Source organism: Streptomyces sp. NPDC093221, from assembly GCF_044753885.1.
Classification (GTDB): domain Bacteria; phylum Actinomycetota; class Actinomycetes; order Streptomycetales; family Streptomycetaceae; genus Actinacidiphila.
This window is the reverse complement of the sequence record NZ_JBIVOA010000005.1, coordinates 515,696-539,611: the sequence shown is the minus strand read 5'-3', so window position 1 is coordinate 539,611 and position 23,916 is coordinate 515,696. Positions and strand designations below refer to the sequence as shown.

Below are 23,916 nucleotides of genomic sequence, written 5' to 3'. Positions count from 1 at the left end.
CCGCCGACGACTTGACGGGGCGGAACCTGCGCAAGGCCCCTGGCCCGCGCCGTGGCGGAGCGTTTTCGCGCGGTGCCGCGAGCCGCGCTTCGAGGCGTGCGTGGAGCCGTACTCGCAGGAGTGCTCGCCGGAGCACGTCGAGCCGCGCCCCGGCCCGTGTGCGCGGCCGTGACAGGCGGCCGTGCCACGCGCCCGGCCGCCGCCGCGCGACGTCTCCGGGCGGTATCCGCCGGGTGCCGATCCGGCTGCGGACACCGCGCGGTACGCCAACCCGCCAAGCCCTGCGGGTAGGTTCACCGCATGGCTCTGGAACACCCGCGGGGGAGCGGCGACGGCTGCCTGACCGTCGCCATACGTATGCCGGTCCGTCTCGTCGCCTTCGCCGTCGTGCTGCCGCTGCGCCTGCTCTGGGACGCGCTCGCGACGGCCGGGCGCGCGACCTCGGCCGGACTGCGCTGGACATGGCGCCGCCTGCTGCTCCCGCCGCTGCGGGTCCTCGGCGCCGCGCTCGCCTGGGCGGTGCGCACCCTGGTGGTGATCCCGGCCGTCTTCCTGACCCGCTACCTGGTCGTCGTCCCGCTCGTCGCCCTGTGGCGGTACGTGCTCGTGCCGCTCGGCCACGCCGCCGCCTGGACACTGCGCATGCTCGGCGCCGGCACGGGACTGCTCGCGCACTGGCTGCTCGTCGTCCCCCTGACCGCCCTCTACGCGTACGTCCTCGCGCCCGTCGGCCGCGCCGTCCGCTGGACGCTGCTGACCCTCGGCGCGGGCCTGGGCGCGGGCGCCTCCTGGCTCGGCCACTACCTCCTCGCCGTGCCCGCCCGCTGGCTCTGGCACTCCCTGCTGGTGCCCGTCGCCCTCGCACTCGCCGCGGCCGTCGTCTTCTTCATGCGGTACGCGCTGGTGTGGCCGCTGGCGGCGCTGTGGCGGTACGTGCTCACGCCGGTCGGCCGCGGCCTCGCGTGGACGCTGCGGATGACCTGGCTCGGCCTGCTCTGGCTGGTCAGAACCCTGGTCGTGCTGCCGGTCGGCTTCGTGTGGCGGCGCGTCGTCGTCCCCGTCGCACGCGAGATCGGCGCGGCGCTCGGCCACGCCTGGCGGGTGACCGGCTATGTCTCGCGCGCCGTCGGCCGCGGCGTCGCGTGGCTGGCCCGCGTGCTGATCGCGGTCCCCGCCGCCTGGGTCTGGAGCCGGACCGGCGCTCCCGTACTGCGCGCGGTACGGGCCGCGGGCCGCTGGTACCGGCGCGCGGTCTGGCAGCCGGTCAAGGACGCGGTCGCCGACGCCCGCCGCTCGCTGCGCGAGTTGCGCGCCGAGACCCGCAGGGCGCTCTTCGGCGATCCGGTCGGCGCCGCCGAGCGGCGGCTGCCGCCGCGGCGGGCCGGGTACGAGCCGGGGGCGTTCGGCCCGGCACCGGCGACGGACGCGGCCGACGTATCAGAGGCGCCCGATCCCGCCGACGCGCTGGTGGCGAGCGCGCACGCCACGCGAGCGCTGCCCCGGCCGGCGGCCCGCCACCGTAAGCAGCCCGGCCCCGACCTCGCCAAGAGGCGTCCGCCGACCCACCGCTGAGCGGGGGACCGGCACCGGTTCAGGGCGTTCCTCCGAGACTGTCGACCCCGGGTTGTCCACAGGGCGGGAGTCACCCGTCAACAGCAACGCGCGACGCGGCGTAACCTTGTGAAAGACAAGCGGGCCCGGTGACGGGCTCCCGGGACACGAGTACGCACGAGGGACTGAACGACACTGGGCAAGCGACAGCCCGAAGGTCCGCCGCCCGCACCGGCGGTGCAGCGCATTCGACTGCGCTACACCAAGCGTGGCCGCCTCCGGTTCACCAGCCACCGCGACTTCCAGCGCGCCTTCGAGCGGGCCCTGCGCCGCGCCGAGGTGCCGATGGCGTACTCGGCGGGCTTCACCCCGCACCCCAAGGTGTCGTACGCCAACGCCGCACCCACCGGCGTCGGCAGCGAGGCGGAGTATCTGGAGATCGCCCTCGCGCGCAGCGTCGACCCGGAGAAGCTGCGGCTGCTGCTCGACGAGTCGCTGCCCGCGGGACTCGACGTCATCGAGGCGGTCGAGGCCCGGACCTCGGGACTCGCCGAACGCCTCGAGGCGTCGGTCTGGCAGGTCAGGCTCGACGGTGTCGACCCGGCCGAGGCACGACAGGCCGTCGCGGCGTTCCTCGCCGCGGAGACCGTGGAAGTACAGCGCAAGACGAAGAACGGCATCCGCACGTTCGACACCCGCGGCGCCGTCACGCGCCTGGAAGTCGTCGACGACACGCCGGACAACGGCGCCGGGCACGACGCGGACATGTCCGAACAGGGTGCCGATAGGCCGCAGGACCGCGCCTGTGCGATACTGCGGCTGGTTGTACGGCACCTGACACCTGCCGTACGGCCCGACGACGTACTGTCCGGCCTCCATGCGACGGCCGACCTCGCGCCGCCGGTCCCCGCAGCGGTGACCAGGCTGGCGCAGGGGCCGCTCGACGAGGAGTCCGGCACGGTCACCGACCCGCTCGCGCATGATCGCGACGCTGTGACGGTACCTGCCGGGTCCGCGTAGCCACGTCGTCACGCGTCGCCGACGCACCAGGGAGCCACCCGGGTCCGGCGCCGCAGACCACATGAGACTTTCGTCGACCCGCCGACGCGGTGCCGACGAGCGACACAGCAGCTCCCGTGCGGCGCCCGCGCCCCCGGACAGCGGCACCGCGACCAAGCGGCCCGCCGCACCGGACATGGACGCGGCGCCCGGGAGCTCGACGGGAGCATTGCCCGAATGCACGACCAGACCGACTCCAACGAACCCACCCCCACATCCGAGCCCGCCGCCGAGGCCGCGCCGCCGCGCCGCCGCCGGGCCGCCTCCCGCCCCGCGGGCCCCCCGACCGACGCCGCCGGCAGCTCCGCCACCGCCGAGCCCGCGGCCCAGCCCTCGGCTCCGGCCTCCGACGACGCCTCCGCGTCCGAGGCGGCAGCCCCGCCGCGCGCCCGCCGTCGCGCCACCCGCAAGGTCGCCGCTCCGGCCGTGACCGCCGGTGACGAGGCCGCCTCCGACGGCGCCACGGCCGCCCCCATGAGCTCCGAGACCGCCGAGAGCCTGGCTCCGGCCTCCGATGACGCCTCCGCGTCCGAGGCAGCCGCCCCGCCGCGCGCCCGCCGTCGCGCCACCCGCAAGGTGGCGGCCCCGGCCGCCTCCACCGCCGACGAGACCGCTGCGGGCGATGCCCCTGACGGCGGTACGGACACCGCCGCGGCGTCCGGCTCCGCCGCTGACGACACCGCCGCCTCCGACGAGGCCCCCGCCGCGCCGCCGCGCGCTCGCCGCCGGGCCACCCGCAAGGTGGCGGCCCCGGCCGCCTCGACGGCGGACGAGCCTGCCTCGAACGATGCCCCTGACGGCGGTACGCCCGCCCCGGCGACCGCCGAGCCCGCCGCCGCCGAGGCCCCCGCTGGGGACGCGGCCCCGCCGCGTGCCCGCCGTCGCGCCACGCGCAAGGTGGCGGCCCCGGCCGCCTCCACCGCCGACGAGACCGCCTCGGGCGATGCCCCTGACGGCGGTACGCCCGCCGCGGTGACCGCCGAGCCCGCCGCCGCCGAGGCCCCCGCTGGGGACGCGGCCCCGCCGCGTGCCCGCCGCCGTGCCACGCGCAAGGTGGCCGCGCCCGCCGAAGCGCCCGCCGCCGACGGCACCGCGGGCGAGATCGCCGAGGCCCCCGCACCCGCGGCGCCCGTGGCGCCGCCCGCCCCGGCCGCCGAGCCGGAGCCGCGCGCCCGGCGGTCACGCAAGCGAACGGCCGGAGCCCCTGCGGCGACGTTCTCCGCGGGCGACGGCTCCCGGCGGCTGAAGCCGGGCGCGCTGGCGCCGCGGGACGAGGCCGAGGCCGAGAGCGACACCGTCACCGCCAGTGCGCACGACACGCCGGAAGAGCGCTTCGAGTACACCGGGAAGGCGCTCCAGGACGGCGACGAGTGGAACGTCGAGGTCGACGACGCGTACGAGATCCGCGGCTACGGCCAGACGGTCGAGGAGGCGAACGCCAACGCGGTGGCCGCCCTCGCCGAGGCGTTCGGCATCCCCGTCGCGTCCATCACCCTTGAGGTCAGGACCGAGGAGCGCCCGGCGCGCGGACGCCGCAGGGCGTCGCGTCCGCCGACGGCTGTCTTCCAGCCGCCGGTCTTCCAGGCGCCCACGGCCGAGCCCGTGGCGGCCGGTGCCGTCGCGGAGGAGCCCGCCGTCGCCGACGAGGACGAGACCGAGGAGCGGGACAGCGGCCCGCGCCGCCGTCGCCGTCGCCGTGGCGGCTCCGCCGCGGAGCCGGTGACCGCCGAGGCGGCCACCGCCGTGGACGTGGACGAGGCCGACACCGACGCGGACGACGAGCAGGACAACGACGCGGACGCCGACGGCGAGCACGACGGCGATGACCGCCCGTCCCGCCGTCGCCGCCGCGGCGGTCGCCGCCGTCGCCGGGGCGAGTCCAGCGAGCACGAGGACACCGCGTCCTCCGACGACGAGGACGAGTCGTCCGAGGGCGACGACGAGGAGGACTCCGCCGACGAGTCGGCGCACGACGACGACCACGGCTCGGGTTCCAGCACCAGCCGTCGCCGCAGGCGCCGTCGCCGTCGCGGTTCCGACTCCGGCGCCGACGACTCCGCCAACGGCGGCGACGACCCGGAGCGCACGGTCGTCAAGGTCCGCGAGCCGCGCCAGAAGTCGGAGTCCGGTGGCGGCACCGGCGCCGACGAGGTGCAGTCCATCAAGGGCTCCACGCGCCTGGAGGCCAAGAAGCAGCGCCGCCGCGAGGGCCGCGAGCAGGGCCGCCGCCGCGTGCCGATCATCACCGAGGCGGAGTTCCTGGCGCGCCGCGAGGCCGTCGAGCGCGTCATGGTGGTCCGGCAGAACGGCGAGCGCACCCAGATCGGCGTGCTGGAGGACAACGTCCTCGTCGAGCACTACGTCAACAAGGAGCAGGCCACCAGCTACGTCGGCAACGTCTACCTGGGCAAGGTGCAGAACGTGCTGCCGTCCATGGAGGCCGCGTTCGTCGACATCGGCAAGGGCCGCAACGCCGTCCTGTACGCGGGCGAGGTCAACTTCGAGGCACTCGGCATGGGCAACGGCCCGCGCCGTATCGAGTCCGCGCTCAAGTCCGGCCAGCCGGTCCTCGTCCAGGTGACGAAGGACCCGATCGGCCACAAGGGCGCCCGCCTGACCAGCCAGGTCTCGCTGCCCGGCCGCTACCTGGTGTACGTGCCCGAGGGCTCGATGACCGGCATCAGCCGCAAGCTCCCCGACACCGAGCGGGCCCGGCTGAAGACCATCCTCAAGAAGATCGTCCCCGAGGACGCGGGCGTCATCGTCCGCACCGCCGCGGAGGGCGCCAGCGAGGACGAGCTGCGCCGCGACGTCGAACGCCTCCAGGCGCAGTGGGAGGACATCCAGAAGAAGGCCAAGAGCGGCAACGCGCCGACGCTGCTCTACGGCGAGCCGGACATGACCGTCCGCGTCGTCCGCGACATCTTCAACGAGGACTTCTCGAAGGTCATCGTCAGCGGTGACGAGGCGTGGAGCACGATCCACGAGTACGTCACCCACGTCGCGCCCGACCTGGCGGACCGGCTGTCGCGCTGGACCTCGGAGATCGACGTCTTCGCGACGTACCGCATCGACGAGCAGCTTCTGAAGGCGCTGGACCGCAAGGTGTGGCTGCCGTCCGGCGGTTCGCTGGTGATCGACAAGACCGAGGCGATGGTCGTGGTCGACGTCAACACCGGCAAGTTCACCGGGCAGGGCGGCAACCTGGAGGAGACCGTCACCCGCAACAACCTGGAGGCGGCCGAGGAGATCGTCCGCCAGCTCAGGCTGCGGGACCTCGGCGGCATCGTCGTCATCGACTTCATCGACATGGTCCTGGAGTCCAACCGCGACCTGGTCATGCGGCGGCTGCTGGAGTGCCTGGGCCGGGACCGGACCAAGCACCAGGTGGCCGAGGTCACCTCGCTCGGCCTGGTGCAGATGACCCGCAAGCGGGTCGGCCAGGGCCTGCTGGAGTCCTTCTCCGAGACCTGCGTGCACTGCAACGGGCGCGGCGTCATCGTCCACATGGACCAGGCGACCACCACCGGCGGTGGCGGCGGCAAGCGCAAGCGGCGCGGCAAGTCCGGCAACGGCGGCGCGGCGGGCGACGGTCACGACCACGAGCACGAGAACGAGCACGTGCTGGAGGCAGACGCGGACGACGCCGACTCGGTCGACTCGGCCGACGAACTGCCCGAGCTGGAGCCGATCGAGGTCGGCGAGGCCGAGTTGGTGCCGACCGTCGGCGACCCCGAGGAGGAGTGGTTCGGCACCGCGGCCGAGGCCGAGGCCGCCGCCCACGGCAGCCGCGGCCGCTCCCGGCGGCGCGGCGCCCGTAAGGCCACCTCGCCCGCGGGCGCGCCGCCCGCGGCCGACCACGAGCCGGAACCGGCCGTCGTGGTCGTCCCGGTCAGCGAGCCCGTCATCGAGCAGGCGCCGACCGTCGAGCCCGAGGTCTCCACGGAGCCCCCGGCCCGCGCCCGTCGTCGCGCCACCCGCAAGGTGACGGCTCCCGCCGGGTCTCCCGCGGTCTCCGAGGACGCCGCCGTCGTGGTCGTCCCCGCCGAGGCCCCCACGGCCCCGGTCGAGGCCGCGCCCGAGCCCGAGGTCTCCACGGAGCCCCCGGCGCGCGCCCGTCGTCGTGCCACGCGCAAGGTGACGGCTCCCGCCGGGTCGCCGTCGGGCGCCGACGACGCGGCTGTCGTGGTCGTCCCGGCCGAGGCACCGGCCGCCGATGCCGCTGACGCGGAGCCCAAGAAGCGGGCGCCGCGCAAGGCCGCCACGAAGAAGGCTGCCGCCAAGAAGACGGCGACGAAGAAGGTCGCGGCCAAGAAGACGACCACGAAGAAGGCTGCCGCCAAGAAGTCGGCCGCGCCCTCCGAGTAGTCCGGCCCCGCGTGGCCCGCGCCCTGCCCCGGGCGCGGGCCACGCGTGTCCACCCTGCGGGTGGGCTGTGCCCCGCCGGGGGCGCGGGGAACCGCGCGCTCGGCCACCGGCGGTGGCGCGGCCCAGGAACCGGCCCCAGCGGGGCAGATGCGCTGGTCTTCGGGCTGACAGTCCGGTGGGGGCCGGCCGCGCAGTTCCCCGCGCCCCTAAAAACATGCCCTTGCGCGATGGCAGCGCACTTTGCCGGTGCCGTGACGGGGCGCGCGACCGTTCACGGGTGCGGGAGGGCGGATTTGACCGGGCCGGAGGCCCTCCGTAGTCTTGACCTTCGGCGTTTGTGCGCCCACTTCTGAGCAAATCCCTCCCGGTCCGCCGGGAGAGGCCCCCCGCGCACCATCGGGACGGCTGGCATCAGGGGTCCGATTTCAAGAGCGAGAGAGTGAGATCCGCGTGTACGCAATCGTGCGTAGCGGTGGTCGTCAGCACAAGGTGGCTGTCGGCGACATCGTTGAGGTTGACAAGATTCCCACGGGCAAGGTGGGCGACGCGATCGAGCTCTCGACGCTGCTCGTCGTCGACGGCGACGCCGTCACCAGCGACCCGTGGGTGCTGGCCGGTGTCAAGGTCGAGGCCGAAATCGTGGACCACCACAAGGGCCAGAAGATCGACATCCTGCGCTACAAGAACAAGACCGGCTACCGCCGTCGCCAGGGTCACCGCCAGCAGTACACGGCGCTGAAGATCACCGGCATCCCCACGGCTGCGAAGTAAGGGACTGAGGAGAGATGGCACACAAGAAGGGCGCATCGTCCACTCGGAACGGTCGCGACTCCAACGCTCAGCGGCTCGGCGTCAAGCGCTTCGGCGGCCAGGTCGTCAACGCCGGTGAGATCATCGTCCGCCAGCGCGGCACGCACTTCCACCCCGGCTCCGGCGTCGGCATCGGCAAGGACGACACGCTGTTCGCCCTCTCCGCCGGTGCGGTCGAGTTCGGCACCAAGCGTGGGCGTCGTGTAGTGAACATCGTTCCGGCCGCCTGATCCAGGCACCGTAGAGCGACACAGTTTCACCTCCGAGGGCGGACCTCGCTTCCCGACCAGGGAAGCGGGGCCGCCCTCGGCGTGTTACGTCTTGGAACGCGTGAAAGCGCGCGTACCGCACCACCCCGTGCACATCCGCACCACCCCGTACGTATCTGGAGGAATGCCATGACCACCTTCGTGGACCGCGTCGAGCTGCATGTCGCCGCGGGTAACGGAGGCCACGGCTGCGCCTCCGTTCACCGGGAGAAGTTCAAGCCGCTGGGCGGCCCCGACGGCGGGAACGGCGGCCGGGGCGGCGACGTGATCCTCGTCGTCGACCAGGACGTCACGACGCTGCTCGACTACCACCACAGCCCGCACCGCAAGGCGACCAACGGCAAGCCCGGCGAGGGCGGCAACCGGTCGGGCAAGGAGGGTACGGACCTGGTGCTGCCGGTGCCCGACGGCACGGTCGTGCAGGACAAGGACGGCAATGTGCTGGCCGACCTCGTCGGCCAGGGCACCACCTTCATCGCGGGCCAGGGCGGTCGCGGCGGCCTCGGCAACGCGGCGCTGGCCTCGGCCCGCCGCAAGGCGCCCGGCTTCGCGCTGCTCGGCGAGCCCGGTGTGGCGCGGGACATCGTCCTGGAACTGAAGACGGTCGCCGACGTGGCGCTGGTCGGCTACCCGAGCGCGGGCAAGTCCTCGCTGATCTCGGTGCTGTCGGCCGCCAAGCCGAAGATCGCCGACTACCCGTTCACCACGCTGGTGCCCAACCTCGGTGTGGTGACGGCCGGTTCGACCGTCTACACGATCGCGGACGTACCGGGGCTGATCCCCGGCGCCAGCCAGGGCAAGGGCCTCGGCCTGGAGTTCCTGCGGCACGTCGAGCGCTGCTCGGTGCTCGTGCACGTGCTGGACACCGCGACGCTGGAGTCCGACCGCGACCCCGCCAGCGACCTCGACATCATCGAGGAGGAACTGCGGGCGTACGGCGGCGGGTTGGAGGACCGGCCGCGGCTGATCGTGCTCAACAAGATCGACGTGCCCGACGGGCGCGACCTCGCCGAGATCATCAGGCCGGAGCTGGAGAGCCGCGGCTACCAGGTCTTCGAGGTGTCGGCCGTCTCCCACGAGGGGCTGCGCGAGCTGTCGTTCGCCCTGGCGAAGATCGTCGCCGAGACGCGGGCCGCCAAGCCGGTGGAGGAGTCCACCCGCGTCGTCATCCGCCCGCAGGCCGTCGACGACGCCGGGTTCACCGTCACCCACGACGGCGAGAGCCTGTACCGCGTGCACGGCGAGAAGCCCGAACGCTGGGTCCGCCAGACCGACTTCTCCAACGACGAGGCCGTCGGTTACCTCGCCGACCGCCTCAACCGCCTCGGCGTCGAGGACGCCCTCCTCAAGGCCGGCGCCAACGCCGGCGACGCCGTCGCCATCGGCCCCGACGAGGACGCCGTCGTCTTCGACTGGGAGCCCAGCATGGCCGCCGGTGCCGAAATGCTCGGCCGCCGCGGCGAGGACCACCGTTTCGACGCCCCCCGCGCCGCCGTCACCCGCCGCCGCGACAAGCAGGCCGAGCGCGACGACGCCGAAGAGGAGTACCACGGCTTCGACCCGTTCAAGTAAACGCGCGACCGGCCCCCTGGGAAGGGGGCCGGTCGGGGTGGGTCAGGCGTCCGCGTGGGCCGGGGAGGGGCGGTTCGGGTCGGGCTCGGCGAGCGCGGACGGCGGGGTGAGAATCCGGCGGCTCAGCAGGTAGGTGAAGGGGATGGCGGCTGCCGCGGCGGCCAGCGGGGCGATCTTGTCGTTCATGCCCGCCCACTCCACGAGGGCGTAGACGCCGACGCTCGTGACCACGTAATTGGTCAGGTTGGTCAGCGGGAAGAGCAGGAACTTCCGCCAGGTGGGCCGCGTCCGGTACGTGAAGTACGTGTTCAGGAAGAACGACCCGATCATGCTGAGCACGAACGCCAGGGTGTACGCGGCGAAGTACGGCATCCACGGGTGCAGGGCCAGGTAGAAGCCGTAGAAGGTGGCGGTGTTGACCCCGCCCACGAGGGCGAACCGCACGATCTGGAGCAGTTGCGGTGAGCGGGTGCCGGCCAGGCTCAACGGATCTCCATCCGGGGCAGCGACGCGCTCGTCGGTGCGGCGCCGGCCTGCCGTGCCACCCCGAAGGCCCGCGGCGCGTTCGTCTCCTTGACCAGGAAGTGCGGCCGTCGCTTGGTCTCGTAGTAGATGCGCCCAATGTACTCGCCTATCAACCCCAGCATCAGCATCTGGAGCCCGCCCAGACCGACGACGGCGACGAGCAGCGTCACATAACCGGGCGCGTCGGGCCCCTTGATCATCGCCATGACGGTGACGACCACGGCATACGCCGCCGCGACGGCACTGAGCGCCATTCCCAGATAGATGGCCAGCCGCAGCGGCCGGTTGTTGAACGAGATCAGCCCGTCCATGCCGTAATTGATGAGCGCGCCGAAGTGCCACTTCGTCTCGCCCGCCTCCCGCGCGGCATTGCGGTAGTCGAAGGTGACGGTGTCGAAGCCGATCCAGGAGAAAAGGCCCTTGGAGAAGCGGTTGTACTCCGGCATCGCGAGCAGCGCGTCGACCGCGCGCCGCGACAGCAGCCGGAAGTCCCCGACGCCGTCGGTCAGTTCGACGTCCACCCACTTGTTGATCATCCGGTAGTAGAGCCGACTGGCGGCCGTGCGCAGCTTCTTGTCGCCCTCGCGGGTGCGCCGCGCGATCACCTGGTCGTGCCCGGCGCGGTGCAGCTCCAGCATGCGCGCGATCAGCTCCGGCGGGTGCTGGAGGTCGGCGTCCATCACGACCACCGCGTCCCCGGTCGTCTCCTTGAGCCCGGCCAGGATGCCCGCCTCCTTGCCGAAGTTCCGGCTGAAGGACACGTATCGCGTGCTCGCCTCGCGGTTCTCGGCCAGGGCCCGCAGCCGCTCCAGGGTGCGGTCGGAGCTGCCGTCGTCGACGTAGCACAGCTCGTAATCGACGGAGAGCGCCGTGAGGGTCTCCCGGATGCGTACGTCGAAGAGCTCGATCACGGCTTCTTCGTTGTAGCAGGGAACTACGATCGACAGTCGCATGAGATCACTTTCGGCGCCGTACGCGGATGCAGGGCGGATGCGGTGCGGATTCAGGGCGAGTGCTGGGTAAGTGCTGAGTGAGTGCGGTCCCGGCGGACGGATCCGCACGTGATCCCGCACGCTCTGCGTCAGCGTAGGACGGCCCGTGGCCCTGCTTTGGGCGCCGAACAAGGCGTCGGGGAAAGTTACGCGAAGCGCCCTTGCGGCTCAATGAAGAATTCACCCAACGATGGGCAACCGAATTCCTGATTCCGCATTACGTGTAACGTCGCGCGCGGCCGGAGTTCCGGACAGGTATACCGCACGCGGCCCCTTGGAGAACGCAAGGCATACTTGAGGTATCGGCCCGGACCACCGTACGGGCCGTCGTCGTACGTCAACGGCCCGCGTCGCGGCGGGCCCCGCAATCGATGAGGAGCCGCCCGCCGTGCGTAATCCCGAGGCACCCCGACTGCTGGGGGTCTACCGACGAGCAGTACCGGAGAGCGCCCGACGGAAGATCGCCTCCCGCGTCGACTCGGACTTGCGCAAGCAGGTGAAGCTGCGCATCGCGGGCGCGACCGCCGCCGCCGAGCGGGCCAGGGCGGCCAGGGTCGGCAAGCGCCACCAGGCGCTGGTGGACCGTCCGGACCGCACGGTGATCACGGTCAACCGCGAGGCGAAGGTCGCGCTGATCGTCCCCGGCGTGACCCCGCTGGCGGCCCGCAGGGCCAACCTCGACGCGGTCCTCGGCTGCCTGTCCGCCGCCGGTCTCGACCACTTCTGCGTACGGGGCCGCTCGCACACCGCCTCGGCCGTGGCCGTCCACGAGAGCGACCGGGAGGCGGTGCTCGCCGCGCTGACCGCGCTGTGCGCCGAGGAGCCCGGCTACGTGACCGCGGTCAAGGGGAACTCCCCGGTGCCCGAGGAGTCGCTGCCGGGCTACGAGCAGCCGTCCTGGCGCCGTCTGGCGGGCGCCGGGGTCTTCCGCCTCACCTGGTACCGCACCGACGAGAGCAAGGGCCTGGCGCTCGGCACCCGCTACGGCTGCGACATCGAGTTCTGGCGCGAGGAGGACGGCGCGCTCGTGGCGCCGCGCCCCGGCAAATTCGCCGAGGCCGTCCCCGCCGACGCCAAGACCGTGCAGGCGCCCGAGGCGTTCTTCACCGACCTCGCGCCGCGCGACACCGGCGCGGGCCCGCGCTTCGAGGTCCGTACCCGCGAGCACTTCGCGATCCACACCACCGACGAGATCCGCTTCCCGGTCGACGTCGTCTACACCTGGGTGGACGGCGCGGACCCGGCGTGGCTGCGCCGCCGCGCGGACTTCACCGGCGCGGCGTACCACGACGAGGCGGCCAACGCGGCGCGCTACCTCAGCCGTGACGAACTGCGGTACTCACTGCGCTCGTTGCACATGTACGCGCCGTGGGTCCGGAAGATCTTCCTGGTCACCGACGACCAGACGCCGTCCTGGCTGAAGACCGAGCACCCCGGCATCGAGGTGGTCAGCCACCGGCAGATCTTCCGCTCGCCCGGCTCGCTGCCGACCTTCAACTCGCACGCCATCGAGAGCCAACTGCACCACATCGAGGGCCTGTCGGAGCACTTCCTGTACTTCAACGACGACGTGCTGCTCGGCAACGAGGTGACGCCGCAGGACTTCTTCCTCGCCAACGGCCTGACGAAGTTCTTCCCCTCACCCGCGCTGGTGCCGCTGGGCGAGAAGACGGAGGCCGACCCGCCGGTCGCGGCGGCCGGGAAGAACAACCGGCGGCTGATCGAGGAGCGCTACGGCGCCGTCCTCGTGCAGAAGATGAAGCACATGCCGCACGCCCTGCGGCGCAGCGTCCTGGACGAGATCGAGGACGAGTTCGCCGCCGAGTACCGGCACACCGAGTCCAGCCACTTCCGCAGCATGGACGACATCTCCGTCGCCTCGTCGCTGCACCACTACTACGCCTTCCACACCAGGCGCGCGATCCCGTCCAACGACCTGCCGTACACCTACCTGGACCTGACCCACCCCTGGACCGAGACCCGGCTCGGCCGGCTGCTCGCCAACCGCGACAAGACCGTCTTCTGCATCAATGACACGGTCTCCACGGAGAACGACGCGACCGGCCAGAAGGACCTGATCACCCCGTTCCTCGACGCGTACTTCCCGGTGCCGAGCCCCTTCGAGAAGGAGTAGCCCGGCACCGGGCGGGCTGTCGCCGGCGCCTGCCCCGTTCAGTCCCGCTCGAAGCGGGACTTCACGGGGTAGTAGGCGTTGAGGAAGGCGTACATCACGCGCGCCTGCTCCTCGGCGGGCACCTCGGCGTCGGGCGACTCGCCGATGCAGAAGACATCGTAGTTGCGGGACGCGAGCAGTCGGCCGAGCACCGAGTGGTGGTCGTAGTTGCCGACGTTGACGTAGCTGCACGAGATCCTGCCGGGCGCGCAGCGGCCGGTCAGGTAGCCGTAGTGGTGGTGCAGCGACGACGTGATCGACAGGTCGCTGTTGCCGCGGAAGGGGTTGGCCGCGGTCCTGGCCACCTCCTCCGGGAACCTCTCGCCGATCTCCGCGAGCACGCTGCGGCGCAGCGCGTGCGGCGTGTGCAGGAAGCTCTGCGTGGCGGTCCGTCCGAAGGCGTCCTCCAGCAGCTTGCGGTTGTTCTTGGCCGCGGCGAAGTAGCCCTCGTCCTCGTCCGACGGCTCGGTCGGCGGTACGGCGGTCGGCGACCGGAAGAAGTTCGCCATGCCGTTGCTGAGGAAGAACAGCTCGGGTGTGACCGGGCGGCCCATGAAGACATCGTCGTTGAGATAAAGGAAGTGCTCGGACAGGCCCTCGATCCGGTGGATCTGGCTCTCGATGGCGTGCGAGTTGAAGGTGGGCAGGCAACTCGGGTCGGCGAAGATGTCCCGGTGGCTCACCACCTTCACATCGGGGCACGACGTGTCGAGCCAGGGTGGCACCTGGTCGTCGGTCACCAGATAGATGTTGCGCACCCAGGGCGCGTACATCTCCAGCGACCGCAGTGAGTAGCGCAGTTCGTCACGGTTGCGGAACCTCACGTCGCCGTTGTCGACGTCCGTGTTCTCCGAGACCGGCAGTCCGCGTCGGCGGCGCGCCTCGTTGCGGCGGTCCTGCCATGCGGTGTCGTCGCCGTCCACCCAGGTGTAGACGACGTCGATGGGCTGGTCGACATCCCACATCAACTGCTTGGTGAACTGCGAGAGCGTCGGGTAGTCCCGCTTGCCCACCCGCAGCTTCGCGGTGGGTTCGAGGGACGGCAACCGGCGCCCAAGCAGCGTCGTCGCCCGTGGGGTGGAACGCCAGCCGTCTTCCTCGTCGACGGACCAGAACTCCACGCTGCAGCCGTACGCGGGCCCGTAGCGCAGGGTACGGCTGCCGGTGACCACCGGCTTGAAGATCCGCAGCCCGGCCACCTCGCCGACGTCCCGCAGCCGTTCCGCCAGCACCGCTCCGGGCGCGGCGCCACGCGGGGAGATCAGCTCGGCGTAGACCGCCTTGCCGTGCAGGGCGGTGGCCAGCGCCTCAAGCACCCGGGGCCGTTCCTCGACCGGTACCGCGAGCCGGTGCTGGACGCCGTCGGCCCGCAGCAGGACGTACGGAATGCCGACGTCCTCAAGGACGGTGGCGCTGATCTCCAGGTTGGTCGCGAGCATTTGGGGCCCGTTGACGTCGTCGCGGACCTCGGCGAGCCGCCCCGCGGAGCGCACCAGCTTGCGGTCCTGCGCCTGAATCATCACCTCCCGGGCCTTCTGCTCGTCGGTGGAATTCGCCAGCGGCGAGACGGGCGCGGCCACGGTGAAGTTGCGCGTGCCGCCCGCCACCACCCGCAGCGCCGCCCGGTCGGCACGTCGTCCCAGGCGCTGCGGGTTGTCGCGCTCGGCCACCAGCCGGGTGAACAACTCCTCCCAGCGGGCGGTGATGTCCTCACCGCTGAAGCGCTCGTAGACGCCCTCGCGCGCCGCCTTGCCGAAGGCGTGCCGAGTCTGCTCGTCACCGATCAGCCGGGCCATCGCCTCGGCCAGCAGGTCGATCTCACCGGGCGGCACCAGCAGCCCGTCCACGTCGTGCCTGATGATCTCGGCCGGGCCGGTGACGATGTCGTAGGCCACTACCGGCACACCGGCGGCGAACATCTCCAGGAGCACCAGCGGGAAGGCTTCGTTGCGCGAGGGCAGGACACAGAGCCCGGCCTTGGCCCACTCCTCGTCCATCTGCTGCGAGCGGCCCACCAGTTCGACCCGCAGTTGCAGGCCGAATCCCTCGACGAGCTGGCGCAGCCGCACTTCCTGGGGGCCGTCGCCGAATATCCGGAGCTTCCAGTCGGGGAAGTCGCCGGAGATCTGGTGGAACGCCTGGATGGCGTGGTTGAGCTGTTTTTCCGGGGTCATGCGGGCGGCCAGCACGATGACCTTGTTCTGGAGGTCGGAGCGCGGGCGGTAGCCGTCGGACACCGCGTTGGGAATGGTGACGAGCTCGGGCGCCGCGTCGCCGAGCGAGTCGGCGAACCAGTCGTTCGTGCGCTCGGTCAGCGACACCAGGGCGTCGATCCGCGGCCCGTACACCAGCAGCGGTTCACCGGCTACGCCGCGCAGTTGGGAAGCGCGGTGCTCTTCGTGCACGGTCACCACACGGGCCGGAGCCAGTTCCGCGGCGGCGGCCATCAGGGCCGGGGAGGTGGTGATCAGCACATCGCAGTCGAGCGCGGGCAGCGCGGCGGTCATCTCGATGTCGGAGAGCTGGTCGAAGGTGTTCTCCCAGACCGGCTTGATCAGTTCGCTGGGCAGCGACTGCAGCGTCCTGCACGCTTCCTCGTCCAGCGTGCTGCGGCGTACCGGACGCCCGTAGGCGCCGGTCCTGTCCACCAGGTAGCGCCGCTTGATCTGCTTCGCCTCCGCGAAGAACGGCTCCAGGCGGGTCTTGAAGACACTCAGCACTTCGACTTCGTGCCGGGCGGAGAGATGGATCGCTTGGGTGTAGGCGGCCATTTCCGTGCCGCCCATCTCGTCGCCCCAGGTGAGCAGAAATGTGATCTTCATGCGTCCTCGTTGGTTCCGATGGCCGCGCAGGCCACCGCAAGGGCACCGGCAGGCGTGAGATAGACGTGCGCACGGGTCAAGGAACCGTCGTCCAGGGCGATGATGCGAAAGGGAGTCCGGAAGACCTGCTTGGGATGACGCACTTGGGTGAGCCGCTTGGCGACCTTCAGTTTGGCGCGCCCCCCGCGCAGTTGGACGTCCCAGGTGCGCTGGACGCCCGGACCGTCGGTCATGGCTCGCAACGGCAGGTCGAAGGTGAAGTTGTCGCCGTCCCAATCGAGCGCCGCCGAGACGGATTTGTTGGCTCCCCGGCGTACGACCTCGGCGGTGTACTCGGTCACCGGGTGCCGTGCGGCCAGCAGTCGGCCGTGCACGGTCACCCGGTCCCAGAGCAGGTCGAATCTGACGAGTTCGGCCTGGTGGGCGGGGGCTGTGACCTTGAGCATGGCGCGGCCGTCCACCGAGCGCACCGGCCGGAAGACCGCGCCGCTGGACTCGGACGGCGAGGTCGGGAGCATCGGGCCGTGCACCGCGGCGAACGCCAGGGCGGCCAGGTCGGATCTGGTCTCACGACCGCCCTCGTCCGTGACGACGACACAGAACCGCCAGAGCCCCGCACTGAGCAGCAGCCCGCGCCCCGTGTCGTTCTCACCTTCGGTGTACCGCAGCGGTACCGTCGCGGTGAGCAGCAGGGACGTGTCGGACTCCGGCTCCAGGGCGAGGTCGACACTGACCCGATGGTTGCCGTGGATCAGTTCGAGGCGGGCCGCGGAGGGGTCGGCGGTGTGCCGGGAGACGGGCACCGCGAGGTTCAGCGTGCGGCCGCCGAGCACTGAGAGGTGGACCGGGGTGATCATCGGTCGCGGTCTGATGCCTGTACCGAGTGCGGGCACAGTGTTCATCCGCTCGACCTTGCGGCGGGCTCGTACCGCCAGGGTGCGGGCGCGCTTTACCGCGCCCACCGCGTAGGGCAGGAGCGAATCACTCACGGCGCACGTGTCTCCCATTCTCATTGGTCAGCCAACGCATCCTGTCAAGGATGCCAAACATCAGCAAGTTGGCCGAATGTTGCAATTCCTGACCATGGCTGTTCACCTGCGGGCCAATCGAATGTGTGAAGTGGATCACTGGTTCCGCCGGAGCCGTGTCACTGCCACCCGCTGTGAGTCGAGGCGGTGGAAATGATCGCACAGCGGGTGAACGCGGCGGGAACGCCGAGTCGATTCCCGGAGTCGTCCGTGCGGCCCCGCTTGCCGTGCGCGCCCTGAGCGGCGGCTCGGTCCGGCAGGTCTTCCCCGTGGTCGCCGTTGGTAGGGTTCGGCCATGACCTGGATGATTACCGGCGGCGCTGGTTATATCGGTTCGCACGTTGTCAGGGCGCTCGTTGCCGATGGACAGCAGGTGGTCGTCGTCGACGATCTGAGCACCGGAGATCCCGAACGCCTGCCGGCCGGTGTGCCGTTGGTGCGCGGCACCGTCCTGGACCGGGCGCTGCTCGACCGGACGCTGAGCGAACACGACGTCCGGGGCATCGTGCACATCGCGGCGAAGAAGCAGGTCGGAGAGTCCGTCGAGCGCCCGCTGTGGTACTACCGGGAGAACGTCGAGGGTCTGCGGACCGTACTCGAGGCCGCCGTCGAGGCGCGGGTGCAGCGCTTCGTCCTGTCGTCTTCCGCGGCCGTATACGGAATGCCCGACGTGGACCTGGTCACCGAGCAGACCCCGTGCGAGCCGATGAGCCCGTACGGCGAGACCAAGTTGGCCGGCGAGTGGCTGGTCACCGCGGTCGGGCGGGCGCACGGGATGGCCACCGCGTCGTTGCGCTACTTCAACGTCGCGGGCGCGGCCGCCCCCGAGCTGGGTGACCCGGGGATCTTCAACCTGGTGCCGATGGTCTTCGACCGGCTCTCCCGCGGCCGGACTCCGCTCATCTTCGGCGACGACTACCCGACGCCGGACGGCACCTGCATCCGCGACTACATCCACGTCGAGGACATCGCGTCCGCGCACGTCGCCGCCGCCCGCCGGCTCACCGAGGACTCGAAGGCGGCCCTGGTGCTGAACATCGGCCGGGGCGAGGGCGTCTCCGTGGCGGAGATGGTCGGCATCATCCAGGAGATCTCGGGTCACACCGGGATCGCCCCGGAGGTCACCGCGCGTCGGCCCGGCGACCCGGCCAGGGTCGTGGCGTCCGCCGACGCGATCGGCAGGGAACTGGGCTGGAAGGCCGTCTACGACGTGCGCGAGATGGTGGCCTCGGCCTGGGCGGGCTGGCAGTTGCGACACCCGGAGTAACCGGGGCGCGCCATTCCGATTCGGGGAGTCGGACTCACTCGCGGTGAGTCCGGCTCCCCTTTTTCATGCGGCTGACCAGCCGGTTCCGCAGGTCAATGCATTCCGGCCTTTTCGGCTTTTGCTTCCGGTACTTGCCTGACCCGGACATGTGATGACGGTCACATCAAAGCGAAGAAACCCCGGCTCGAAATTGTCCCTCTTGTGCAGCGGGTGGTCGAAATGATCACACGAGAGGTGAACGGAGCCGGAACGTTGGACCGAATGCTGGAACAAGGAAGCAGGGGTCCCGGACGCCGGGTCGTGGTGGGTTCGATGGCGGGCGCACTCGCGGCGGCCACGGTCGCGGGTTGTACGGGTCGGAGCACCGCGGCCAAGCCGAGGATGACGGGAGCGCCGGTCGTCTTCGGGCCGCCCCCGACCGGCGGTGTACTGCCCGCCTCCGCGCGGGTCACCTTCGGCGCCCCCGCCGCACCGCTCGTGATGCAAGTGGTCGCGCACCCCGACGACGACCTGTACTTCATGAATCCGGACACCGCCGCCACCCTCGACCGTCATGTGCCGGTCGTCACGGTCTACGTGACCAGCGGCGACTCCTTCGGCGTGAACCGCGCCCCCGGCCACCCGCGCCCGCTGCCGAACGTACCCGCGTACGTCTCCGCGCGGCAGCAGGGGCTGCGGCAGGCGTACGCGCGGATGCTCGGCGCGGAGATCTTCACGCCGTGGACGCGTACCGCGCTCGCCCTGCCTCACGGCGGCGCCGCCGAGGTCAACACCCTCGAACACGACGGCAGGCGGGCCGAGTTGGTCTTCCTGCGGATCGACATGCACACTCCGGTGCGCGGCGGCGGCACCTTCGGTATCGACAAGCTCTGGGCCGTGGACGGGACGGTACGGACGGTACCGCTGCCCGACGGCCCGGTACGCGCCGCCCACACCTTCGACCGGCAGACGCTGATCGACGCGCTCGCCTTCCTGTTCACCACCTTCCGGCCGACGCTGATCCGCACCATGGACCCCGACCCGGACATCCAGGTCCACAACGCGCGGTACCCGCGCGACAGCGACCAGGTCGGCTACTCCGACCACCGTGACCACACCGCCACCGCGCTGTTCACCTGGCGGGCCATGGCGCAGTGGACCGAGAAGGCCGCGGCGAGCGGCGGCCCGGTCCCGACCTTCCTCACCGAGGCCTACCGCGGCTACTACAACCAGCGCTGGCCGCACAATCTCCCGCAGGCCACCGTCCGCTTCAAGGCGGACGTGCTCGATGTGTACGGCGGCGCTCCGGGCTGGAAGTGCGGCGACACCGGCGGCTGCGGTGACTACAGCGTCGGCCAGGGCGACGCGCTGAAGTCCCCGCGCGGCTGGGTCCGCAGCACCCACTACCGCTACCCGACCTCTGGTCCGCAGGCGGTGGCCGCCAAGGACGGCAGGCTCACCGTGTACGGCGTGCTCGGCACCCGGGCCGCCCGCTGGACCGAGACCGCGCCGGCAAGCGGACACTGGAATGCGCCTGAGGACCTCGGCGGGGGCCCGCTGACCCCCGCGCTCAGCGTCGTCACCGACAAGCACGGCCACCATCTGCTGTTCGGCCTGCGCTTCTCCGGTCTGTCGGCCGCGCCGGGCGACAACACCCGGGAGGTCGTGGTGCTCGACCAGCAGGTGGGTGCCTCGGGCAAGTCCGCCGCCGAAGACGGCGACCGGGCGATCCGGGGCTGGCGCAGCCTCGGCAGCCCCGAGGCGAATCCGGTCCGCGGCCGCAGGGTCGGGCCGCCGACCGCTGTGATCGGCAAGGACGGCCGGATCCACGTCTTCGTCCGCAACGCCTCCAAGGGTCTGAGCACGCGGGTCCGCGACGCCTCCGGTCAGTGGTCGCCGTGGCAGCAACTCGCCGGCGGCCAGGTCCAGGAGGGACTGACCGCGACCGTCGACCACGACGGCCGGATCCACGTCTTCGCCGCGGGCCACCAAGGGGTCCACCAGTGGACTCAGTCCACCCCGAGCGCCGAACTGGTCGGCCGTCCCCTGCGGCACACCGGCGTGCCCGGCGAAGTGCCCGAAGCGGTGACCGCGGCGGACGGTTCGCTGCTGCTGGCCTTCCGCAGGCCGGAGACCGCCGAGATCGCGGTCGAACGCCTCACCGCGGGACGGCATGGTCGCTGGATTCCGGCCTCCGCCGTGCGCGACGCGGGCTTCGGCCCGGTCGCCCTGCTCAGCGGCCGGGGCGCGGAGACCAACCCGCTGCTGGCCGTACGCGCCGACTTCGGCAACGCGCTGCTGGTGCACGGTGAATACGGCAGGGGACCGGCCGCCGCCACAGCCAGTACCCCGACGGAGCCCTTCGCGGTCGGCCGCCCCGACGTGCTCGTCGCGGGCACCGACCGTACGGCCCTGGTCTCCTTCACCGTGAACGCCACCCCGGGCGTCACCCGCGTCCACGGCACCGGCACGTTCACCCAACTGGCCACGAGATAGCACGGGTTGTCGGCCGGGACGCGCGAGGGCGCCCGCACCTGGAAGGTGCGGGCGCCCTCGTCCGTCCACTCAACAGGCGGCGGACACCACAGGACGTCTCAGAACAGACGGCTGTAGCCGTTCCAGCCGCCGCCCTGCTTCACCGGAGCCTTGAACTGGCCCGTGCCGGTGGAGCTGTAGCTGAACAGATTGCCGCTGGCGTCCACACCGAGCAGGTCGGCGCGGCCGTCACCGTCCATGTCGCCCGGCGACGCCAGCTTGTTGTAGCGGTTCCAGCCCGTGCCGATCTTGACGCGGGTCTCGAACGGGCGGGAGCTGACGCCCGTCCCCTTGTACAGGTAGAGCGTGCCGTCGCCGGTGCGCGCGACGATGTCCGCCAGGCCGTCACCGGTGAAGTCACCGGCGCCCACGATGGCGTTGTACGCACCCCAGCCGGGACCGACCAGCAGGCGGCCGGTCAGCGCCGCGCCGGTGCCCTGGCCCCGGTAGAGGTACAGGTTGCCCGAGGTGTCACGGGCCAGCAGGTCGCCCTTGCCGTCACCGCTGAGGTCACCGGGGCCGACGAAGAGGTTGTAGCCGCCCCAGCCGGTGGCCAGCGGGCTGCTCACGTCGGAATCCAGGTTCCACAGGTTGGTGCCGTCCCGGAACAGCAGGTCGGCGTACCCGTAGTCACCCAGCGACGAGGCCAGTGCGAAGGTGCTGTACCCCCCCGAGCCGCCCGACACCTGCTGGCGCGCGGCGAGCGTCCCGTTGTTGTTGGTGTAGTACCAGTAGAAGGTGCCGCCGGTCGACAGACCGTAGAGCTCCTTCTTGCCGTAGGCCGGGTTGGAACCCGCGCCCGCGAACAGCTCCACGTTCCAGTCTTTGTAGCCGCCCTGCTTGGGCGCGAAACCGCCCGCGCCGTTCTGCCGGTAGATGTAGAGAGTGCCATTCGTGGCCCTCGCCAGGACCGAGCCGTCACCGGTGCCGACGAGCTGGTTGTACGCGTTCCAGCCCGTGCCGATGGCGACGCGGGCCGCGTACGGACCGGTGGCGTTGCCCGTACCGGCGTAGAAGTACAGCGTGCCGTCCGTCTTACGGGCGATCAGGTCGCTGATGCCGTCGCCGTTCATGTCACCGGGGCTGGTGAGCTGGTCGTACTGGTTCCAGCCGGAACCGACGAGCACCTTGCCCTTGAACGGAGCGGAAGCGTTGCCGGTGCCCTCGTACAGATAGAGCTGACCGGCCGGCGTGCGCGCGACGATGTCGGGCTTGCCGTCCCCCGTGATGTCGTCGGTCGCGACCAGCTTGTTGTAGACGTACCAGCCGGTGCCGGTCCACCGCGCGGCGCCGTTGGGGAAGCTCCCCGCCCCGAAGTACGACAGGCGGCCCGAGTTGGTCAGCGCGAGGATGCCGGTGCCCTGCCCGTCCAGGCTGCCCGGGGTGAGGACGTCCTTGTACAGGGTGCCGTCGCTGCTGGCGCCGAGGTCGCCGTCGTCGTCGTTGTCCTTGGTGAGCAAGTTGTAGTAGTGCCGGTTGTTGCCCCGGTAGAGCTGGTCGGCGTAGCCGTCCCCGTCCGGGTCGTACCGCAGCGGCCCCGCCGCCGCCTTCGTGGAGTACTGCTTGGCCTGCTTGGGCAGCGTGAGCGTCGGCGCGGGCCCGCTGGGCGCCGTCGGCCGGGTGATCCTGTGCTGCGGGCCGCTGTCGGCCTGCGCGTTCGTGCTCAGCGCCAGAGCGCCGAGAGCGAGGACGCCGGTGGTGCACACCGCGACGAGGCGGCGGCGCTTAGAAAAGCGCACCGGCTGTGCTTCGGACACAATCCCCCCTGGGATGTGAGTGTGATGAATGCCGAACCCGATGCGAAGACCCGTCCGGTTCGGACGCGGCGAGTCTAGGTGAGGGGTCCGACAGACCCTAGACCGCGTGCCGATCAAGCGCCCCTGAATTCACCGCGGTGACGCCGACTAGACTGGGGCAATGACCTGGCTGATCACCGGCGGAGCCGGATACATCGGATCGCATGTCGTCAAATCGATGGTGGACGGCGGAGAAAAGGTGGTCGTCCTCGACGACCTCACCGCCGGTGACACCGAACGGCTGCCGTCCGGAGTTCCGGTGGAGCGCGCCAGCGTCCTGGACCGGGCCGCGCTCGACCGGGTGCTGGCCGCGCACGCGGTCGAGGGCATCGTGCACATCGCCGCCCGCAAGCAGGTCGCCGAGTCCGTCGAGCGACCGCTCTTCTACTACCGGGAGAATCTGACCGGCCTTCAGACCCTGCTGGAGGCGGCGGTCGACGCGCGCGTGCGGCGCTTCGTCTTCTCCTCCTCCGCCGCGGTGTACGGCATGCCGGACGTCGAACTGGTCACCGAGGACACGCCCTGCGCGCCGATGAGCCCGTACGGCGAGAGCAAGCTCGCGGGGGAGTGGCTGATCGCCGCGGCCGGCCGGGCGCACGGCATGGCCACCGCGTCGCTGCGCTACTTCAACGTGGCGGGCACCGCCGCGCCCGAACTGGGCGACCGCGGCGCCGCCAACATCGTCCCGCTGGTCTTCCAGCGGATCTCGCAGGGCCGCCGCCCGCTGATCTTCGGCACCGACTACCCGACGCCCGACGGCACCTGCGTGCGCGACTACGTCCACGTCCAGGACGTGGCCGGCGCGCACCTGGCCGCCGCCCGCCGCCTGACCCGCGACCCCGAGGCGTCGCTGGTGCTGAACATCGGCAGCGGCCAGGGCGTCTCGGTGGCCGAGATGGTCGACCTGATCCGCGAGGTCTCCGGTCACACTGAGCTGGAACCCGAACTGGCCCCGCGCCGCGCGGGCGACCCGGCCCGTGTCGTGGCCTCCGCCGAGGCGATCGGCAGGGAGCTGGGCTGGACCGCCCAGTACGACGTGCGCGCGATGGTCACCTCGGCCTGGGCGGCCTGGCAGCTCCAGCACCCGCCGCGGTAGCCGGTCCTCCGGACGCGATCCGGAAACGGACCGGAGAGGGACCGGAGACGGACCGGAGAGGGAGAGGGACCGGA

Annotated in this window: 15 protein-coding genes; 10 read left to right on the top strand and 5 right to left on the bottom strand. The window is 71.4% G+C overall.

Annotation, left to right across the window (positions count from 1 at the left end; translation table 11 throughout):
- Positions 1–300 precede the first annotated feature (300 nt).
- The 6 genes from ACIQCJ_RS22735 to obgE all read left to right on the top strand — a co-directional run bounded on the left by ACIQCJ_RS22735 (position 301) and on the right by obgE (position 9,629).
- Positions 301–1,572 carry a hypothetical protein gene (locus ACIQCJ_RS22735; RefSeq protein WP_402712328.1) on the top strand — a complete coding sequence of 424 codons (1,272 nt, stop codon included), beginning with the start codon at positions 301–303 and terminating at the stop codon, positions 1,570–1,572.
- Positions 1,573–1,788: 216 nt separating this feature from the next.
- Positions 1,789–2,571, top strand: coding sequence for a TIGR03936 family radical SAM-associated protein (locus ACIQCJ_RS22730; RefSeq protein WP_355349564.1), 783 nt, complete (start codon positions 1,789–1,791; stop codon positions 2,569–2,571).
- A gap of 216 nt (positions 2,572–2,787) precedes the next feature.
- Positions 2,788–6,978, top strand: coding sequence for a ribonuclease E/G (locus tag ACIQCJ_RS22725; RefSeq protein ID WP_402712327.1), 4,191 nt, complete (start codon positions 2,788–2,790; stop codon positions 6,976–6,978).
- 450 nt (positions 6,979–7,428) lie between these two features.
- Positions 7,429–7,749: a 50S ribosomal protein L21 gene (rplU, locus tag ACIQCJ_RS22720; RefSeq protein WP_355348975.1), complete on the top strand. Its 321-nt coding sequence runs from the start codon at positions 7,429–7,431 to the stop codon at positions 7,747–7,749.
- Between the two features lie 14 nt (positions 7,750–7,763).
- Positions 7,764–8,018, top strand: a complete 255-nt coding sequence (gene rpmA / locus ACIQCJ_RS22715) for a 50S ribosomal protein L27 (protein WP_031514533.1) — start codon at positions 7,764–7,766, stop codon at positions 8,016–8,018.
- 168 nt (positions 8,019–8,186) lie between these two features.
- Positions 8,187–9,629: a GTPase ObgE gene (gene obgE / locus ACIQCJ_RS22710; RefSeq protein ID WP_355348971.1), complete on the top strand. Its 1,443-nt coding sequence runs from the start codon at positions 8,187–8,189 to the stop codon at positions 9,627–9,629.
- A gap of 42 nt (positions 9,630–9,671) precedes the next feature.
- Here the strand turns inward: obgE and ACIQCJ_RS22705 are convergent, their stop codons facing one another.
- Together ACIQCJ_RS22705 and ACIQCJ_RS22700 are read right to left on the bottom strand one after the other, a co-directional pair.
- Positions 9,672–10,115 carry a GtrA family protein gene (locus ACIQCJ_RS22705; protein WP_355348968.1) on the bottom strand — a complete coding sequence of 148 codons (444 nt, stop codon included), beginning with the start codon at positions 10,113–10,115 and terminating at the stop codon, positions 9,672–9,674.
- Complete coding sequence (locus tag ACIQCJ_RS22700) at positions 10,112–11,107, bottom strand: glycosyltransferase family 2 protein (protein ID WP_355348965.1); 996 nt, start codon at positions 11,105–11,107, stop codon at positions 10,112–10,114. The genes ACIQCJ_RS22705 and ACIQCJ_RS22700 overlap by 4 nt, the downstream gene beginning before the upstream one ends.
- Before the next feature lie 427 nt (positions 11,108–11,534).
- On the opposite strand from ACIQCJ_RS22700, the gene ACIQCJ_RS22695 reads away from it, so the two are divergent.
- Positions 11,535–13,280, top strand: a complete 1,746-nt coding sequence (locus tag ACIQCJ_RS22695; protein WP_355348962.1) for a stealth family protein — start codon at positions 11,535–11,537, stop codon at positions 13,278–13,280.
- Between the two features lie 38 nt (positions 13,281–13,318).
- Here ACIQCJ_RS22695 and ACIQCJ_RS22690 read toward each other — a convergent pair whose 3' ends face one another.
- Together ACIQCJ_RS22690 and ACIQCJ_RS22685 are read right to left on the bottom strand one after the other, a co-directional pair.
- A complete protein-coding gene (locus tag ACIQCJ_RS22690) occupies positions 13,319–16,141 on the bottom strand; it encodes a stealth conserved region 3 domain-containing protein (protein WP_402712326.1) in 2,823 nt (940 codons plus the stop codon).
- Complete coding sequence (locus ACIQCJ_RS22685) at positions 16,138–17,130, bottom strand: hypothetical protein (protein WP_355348956.1); 993 nt, start codon at positions 17,128–17,130, stop codon at positions 16,138–16,140. The genes ACIQCJ_RS22690 and ACIQCJ_RS22685 overlap by 4 nt, the downstream gene beginning before the upstream one ends.
- A gap of 334 nt (positions 17,131–17,464) precedes the next feature.
- Between ACIQCJ_RS22685 and galE (ACIQCJ_RS22680) the strand changes: the two genes are divergently transcribed.
- Both galE (ACIQCJ_RS22680) and ACIQCJ_RS22675 read left to right on the top strand, forming a co-directional pair.
- On the top strand, positions 17,465–18,436 hold the full coding sequence (gene galE, locus ACIQCJ_RS22680; RefSeq protein ID WP_391047568.1) for a UDP-glucose 4-epimerase GalE: 972 nt from the start codon (positions 17,465–17,467) through the stop codon (positions 18,434–18,436).
- A gap of 312 nt (positions 18,437–18,748) precedes the next feature.
- Complete coding sequence (locus tag ACIQCJ_RS22675) at positions 18,749–20,911, top strand: PIG-L family deacetylase (RefSeq protein ID WP_402712325.1); 2,163 nt, start codon at positions 18,749–18,751, stop codon at positions 20,909–20,911.
- 98 nt (positions 20,912–21,009) lie between these two features.
- Here ACIQCJ_RS22675 and ACIQCJ_RS22670 read toward each other — a convergent pair whose 3' ends face one another.
- The gene (locus ACIQCJ_RS22670) at positions 21,010–22,707 is read right to left on the bottom strand and encodes an FG-GAP repeat domain-containing protein (protein ID WP_402712324.1); all 1,698 of its coding nucleotides are present in this window, start codon (positions 22,705–22,707) and stop codon (positions 21,010–21,012) included.
- A 160-nt stretch (positions 22,708–22,867) separates the two neighbouring features.
- On the opposite strand from ACIQCJ_RS22670, the gene galE (ACIQCJ_RS22665) reads away from it, so the two are divergent.
- Entirely contained in the window at positions 22,868–23,842 is a 975-nt protein-coding gene (galE, locus tag ACIQCJ_RS22665; RefSeq protein WP_355348945.1) for a UDP-glucose 4-epimerase GalE, read from the top strand.
- The last annotated feature ends 74 nt before the right edge of the window (positions 23,843–23,916 follow it).

What these genes read in the sequence shown, in the direction of transcription:
- ACIQCJ_RS22735 (WP_402712328.1), top strand. Translation starts at nt 301, where the DNA reads ATGGCTCTGGAACACCCGCGGGGGAGCGGCGACGGCTGCCTGACCGTC.
- ACIQCJ_RS22725 (WP_402712327.1), top strand. Translation starts at nt 2,788, where the DNA reads ATGCACGACCAGACCGACTCCAACGAACCCACCCCCACATCCGAGCCC.
- rpmA (WP_031514533.1), top strand. Translation starts at nt 7,764, where the DNA reads ATGGCACACAAGAAGGGCGCATCGTCCACTCGGAACGGTCGCGACTCC.
- obgE (WP_355348971.1), top strand. Translation starts at nt 8,187, where the DNA reads ATGACCACCTTCGTGGACCGCGTCGAGCTGCATGTCGCCGCGGGTAAC.
- ACIQCJ_RS22700 (WP_355348965.1), bottom strand. Translation starts at nt 11,107, where the DNA reads ATGCGACTGTCGATCGTAGTTCCCTGCTACAACGAAGAAGCCGTGATC.
- ACIQCJ_RS22690 (WP_402712326.1), bottom strand. Translation starts at nt 16,141, where the DNA reads ATGAAGATCACATTTCTGCTCACCTGGGGCGACGAGATGGGCGGCACG.
- galE (WP_391047568.1), top strand. Translation starts at nt 17,465, where the DNA reads ATGACCTGGATGATTACCGGCGGCGCTGGTTATATCGGTTCGCACGTT.
- ACIQCJ_RS22675 (WP_402712325.1), top strand. Translation starts at nt 18,749, where the DNA reads ATGGCGGGCGCACTCGCGGCGGCCACGGTCGCGGGTTGTACGGGTCGG.
- galE (WP_355348945.1), top strand. Translation starts at nt 22,868, where the DNA reads ATGACCTGGCTGATCACCGGCGGAGCCGGATACATCGGATCGCATGTC.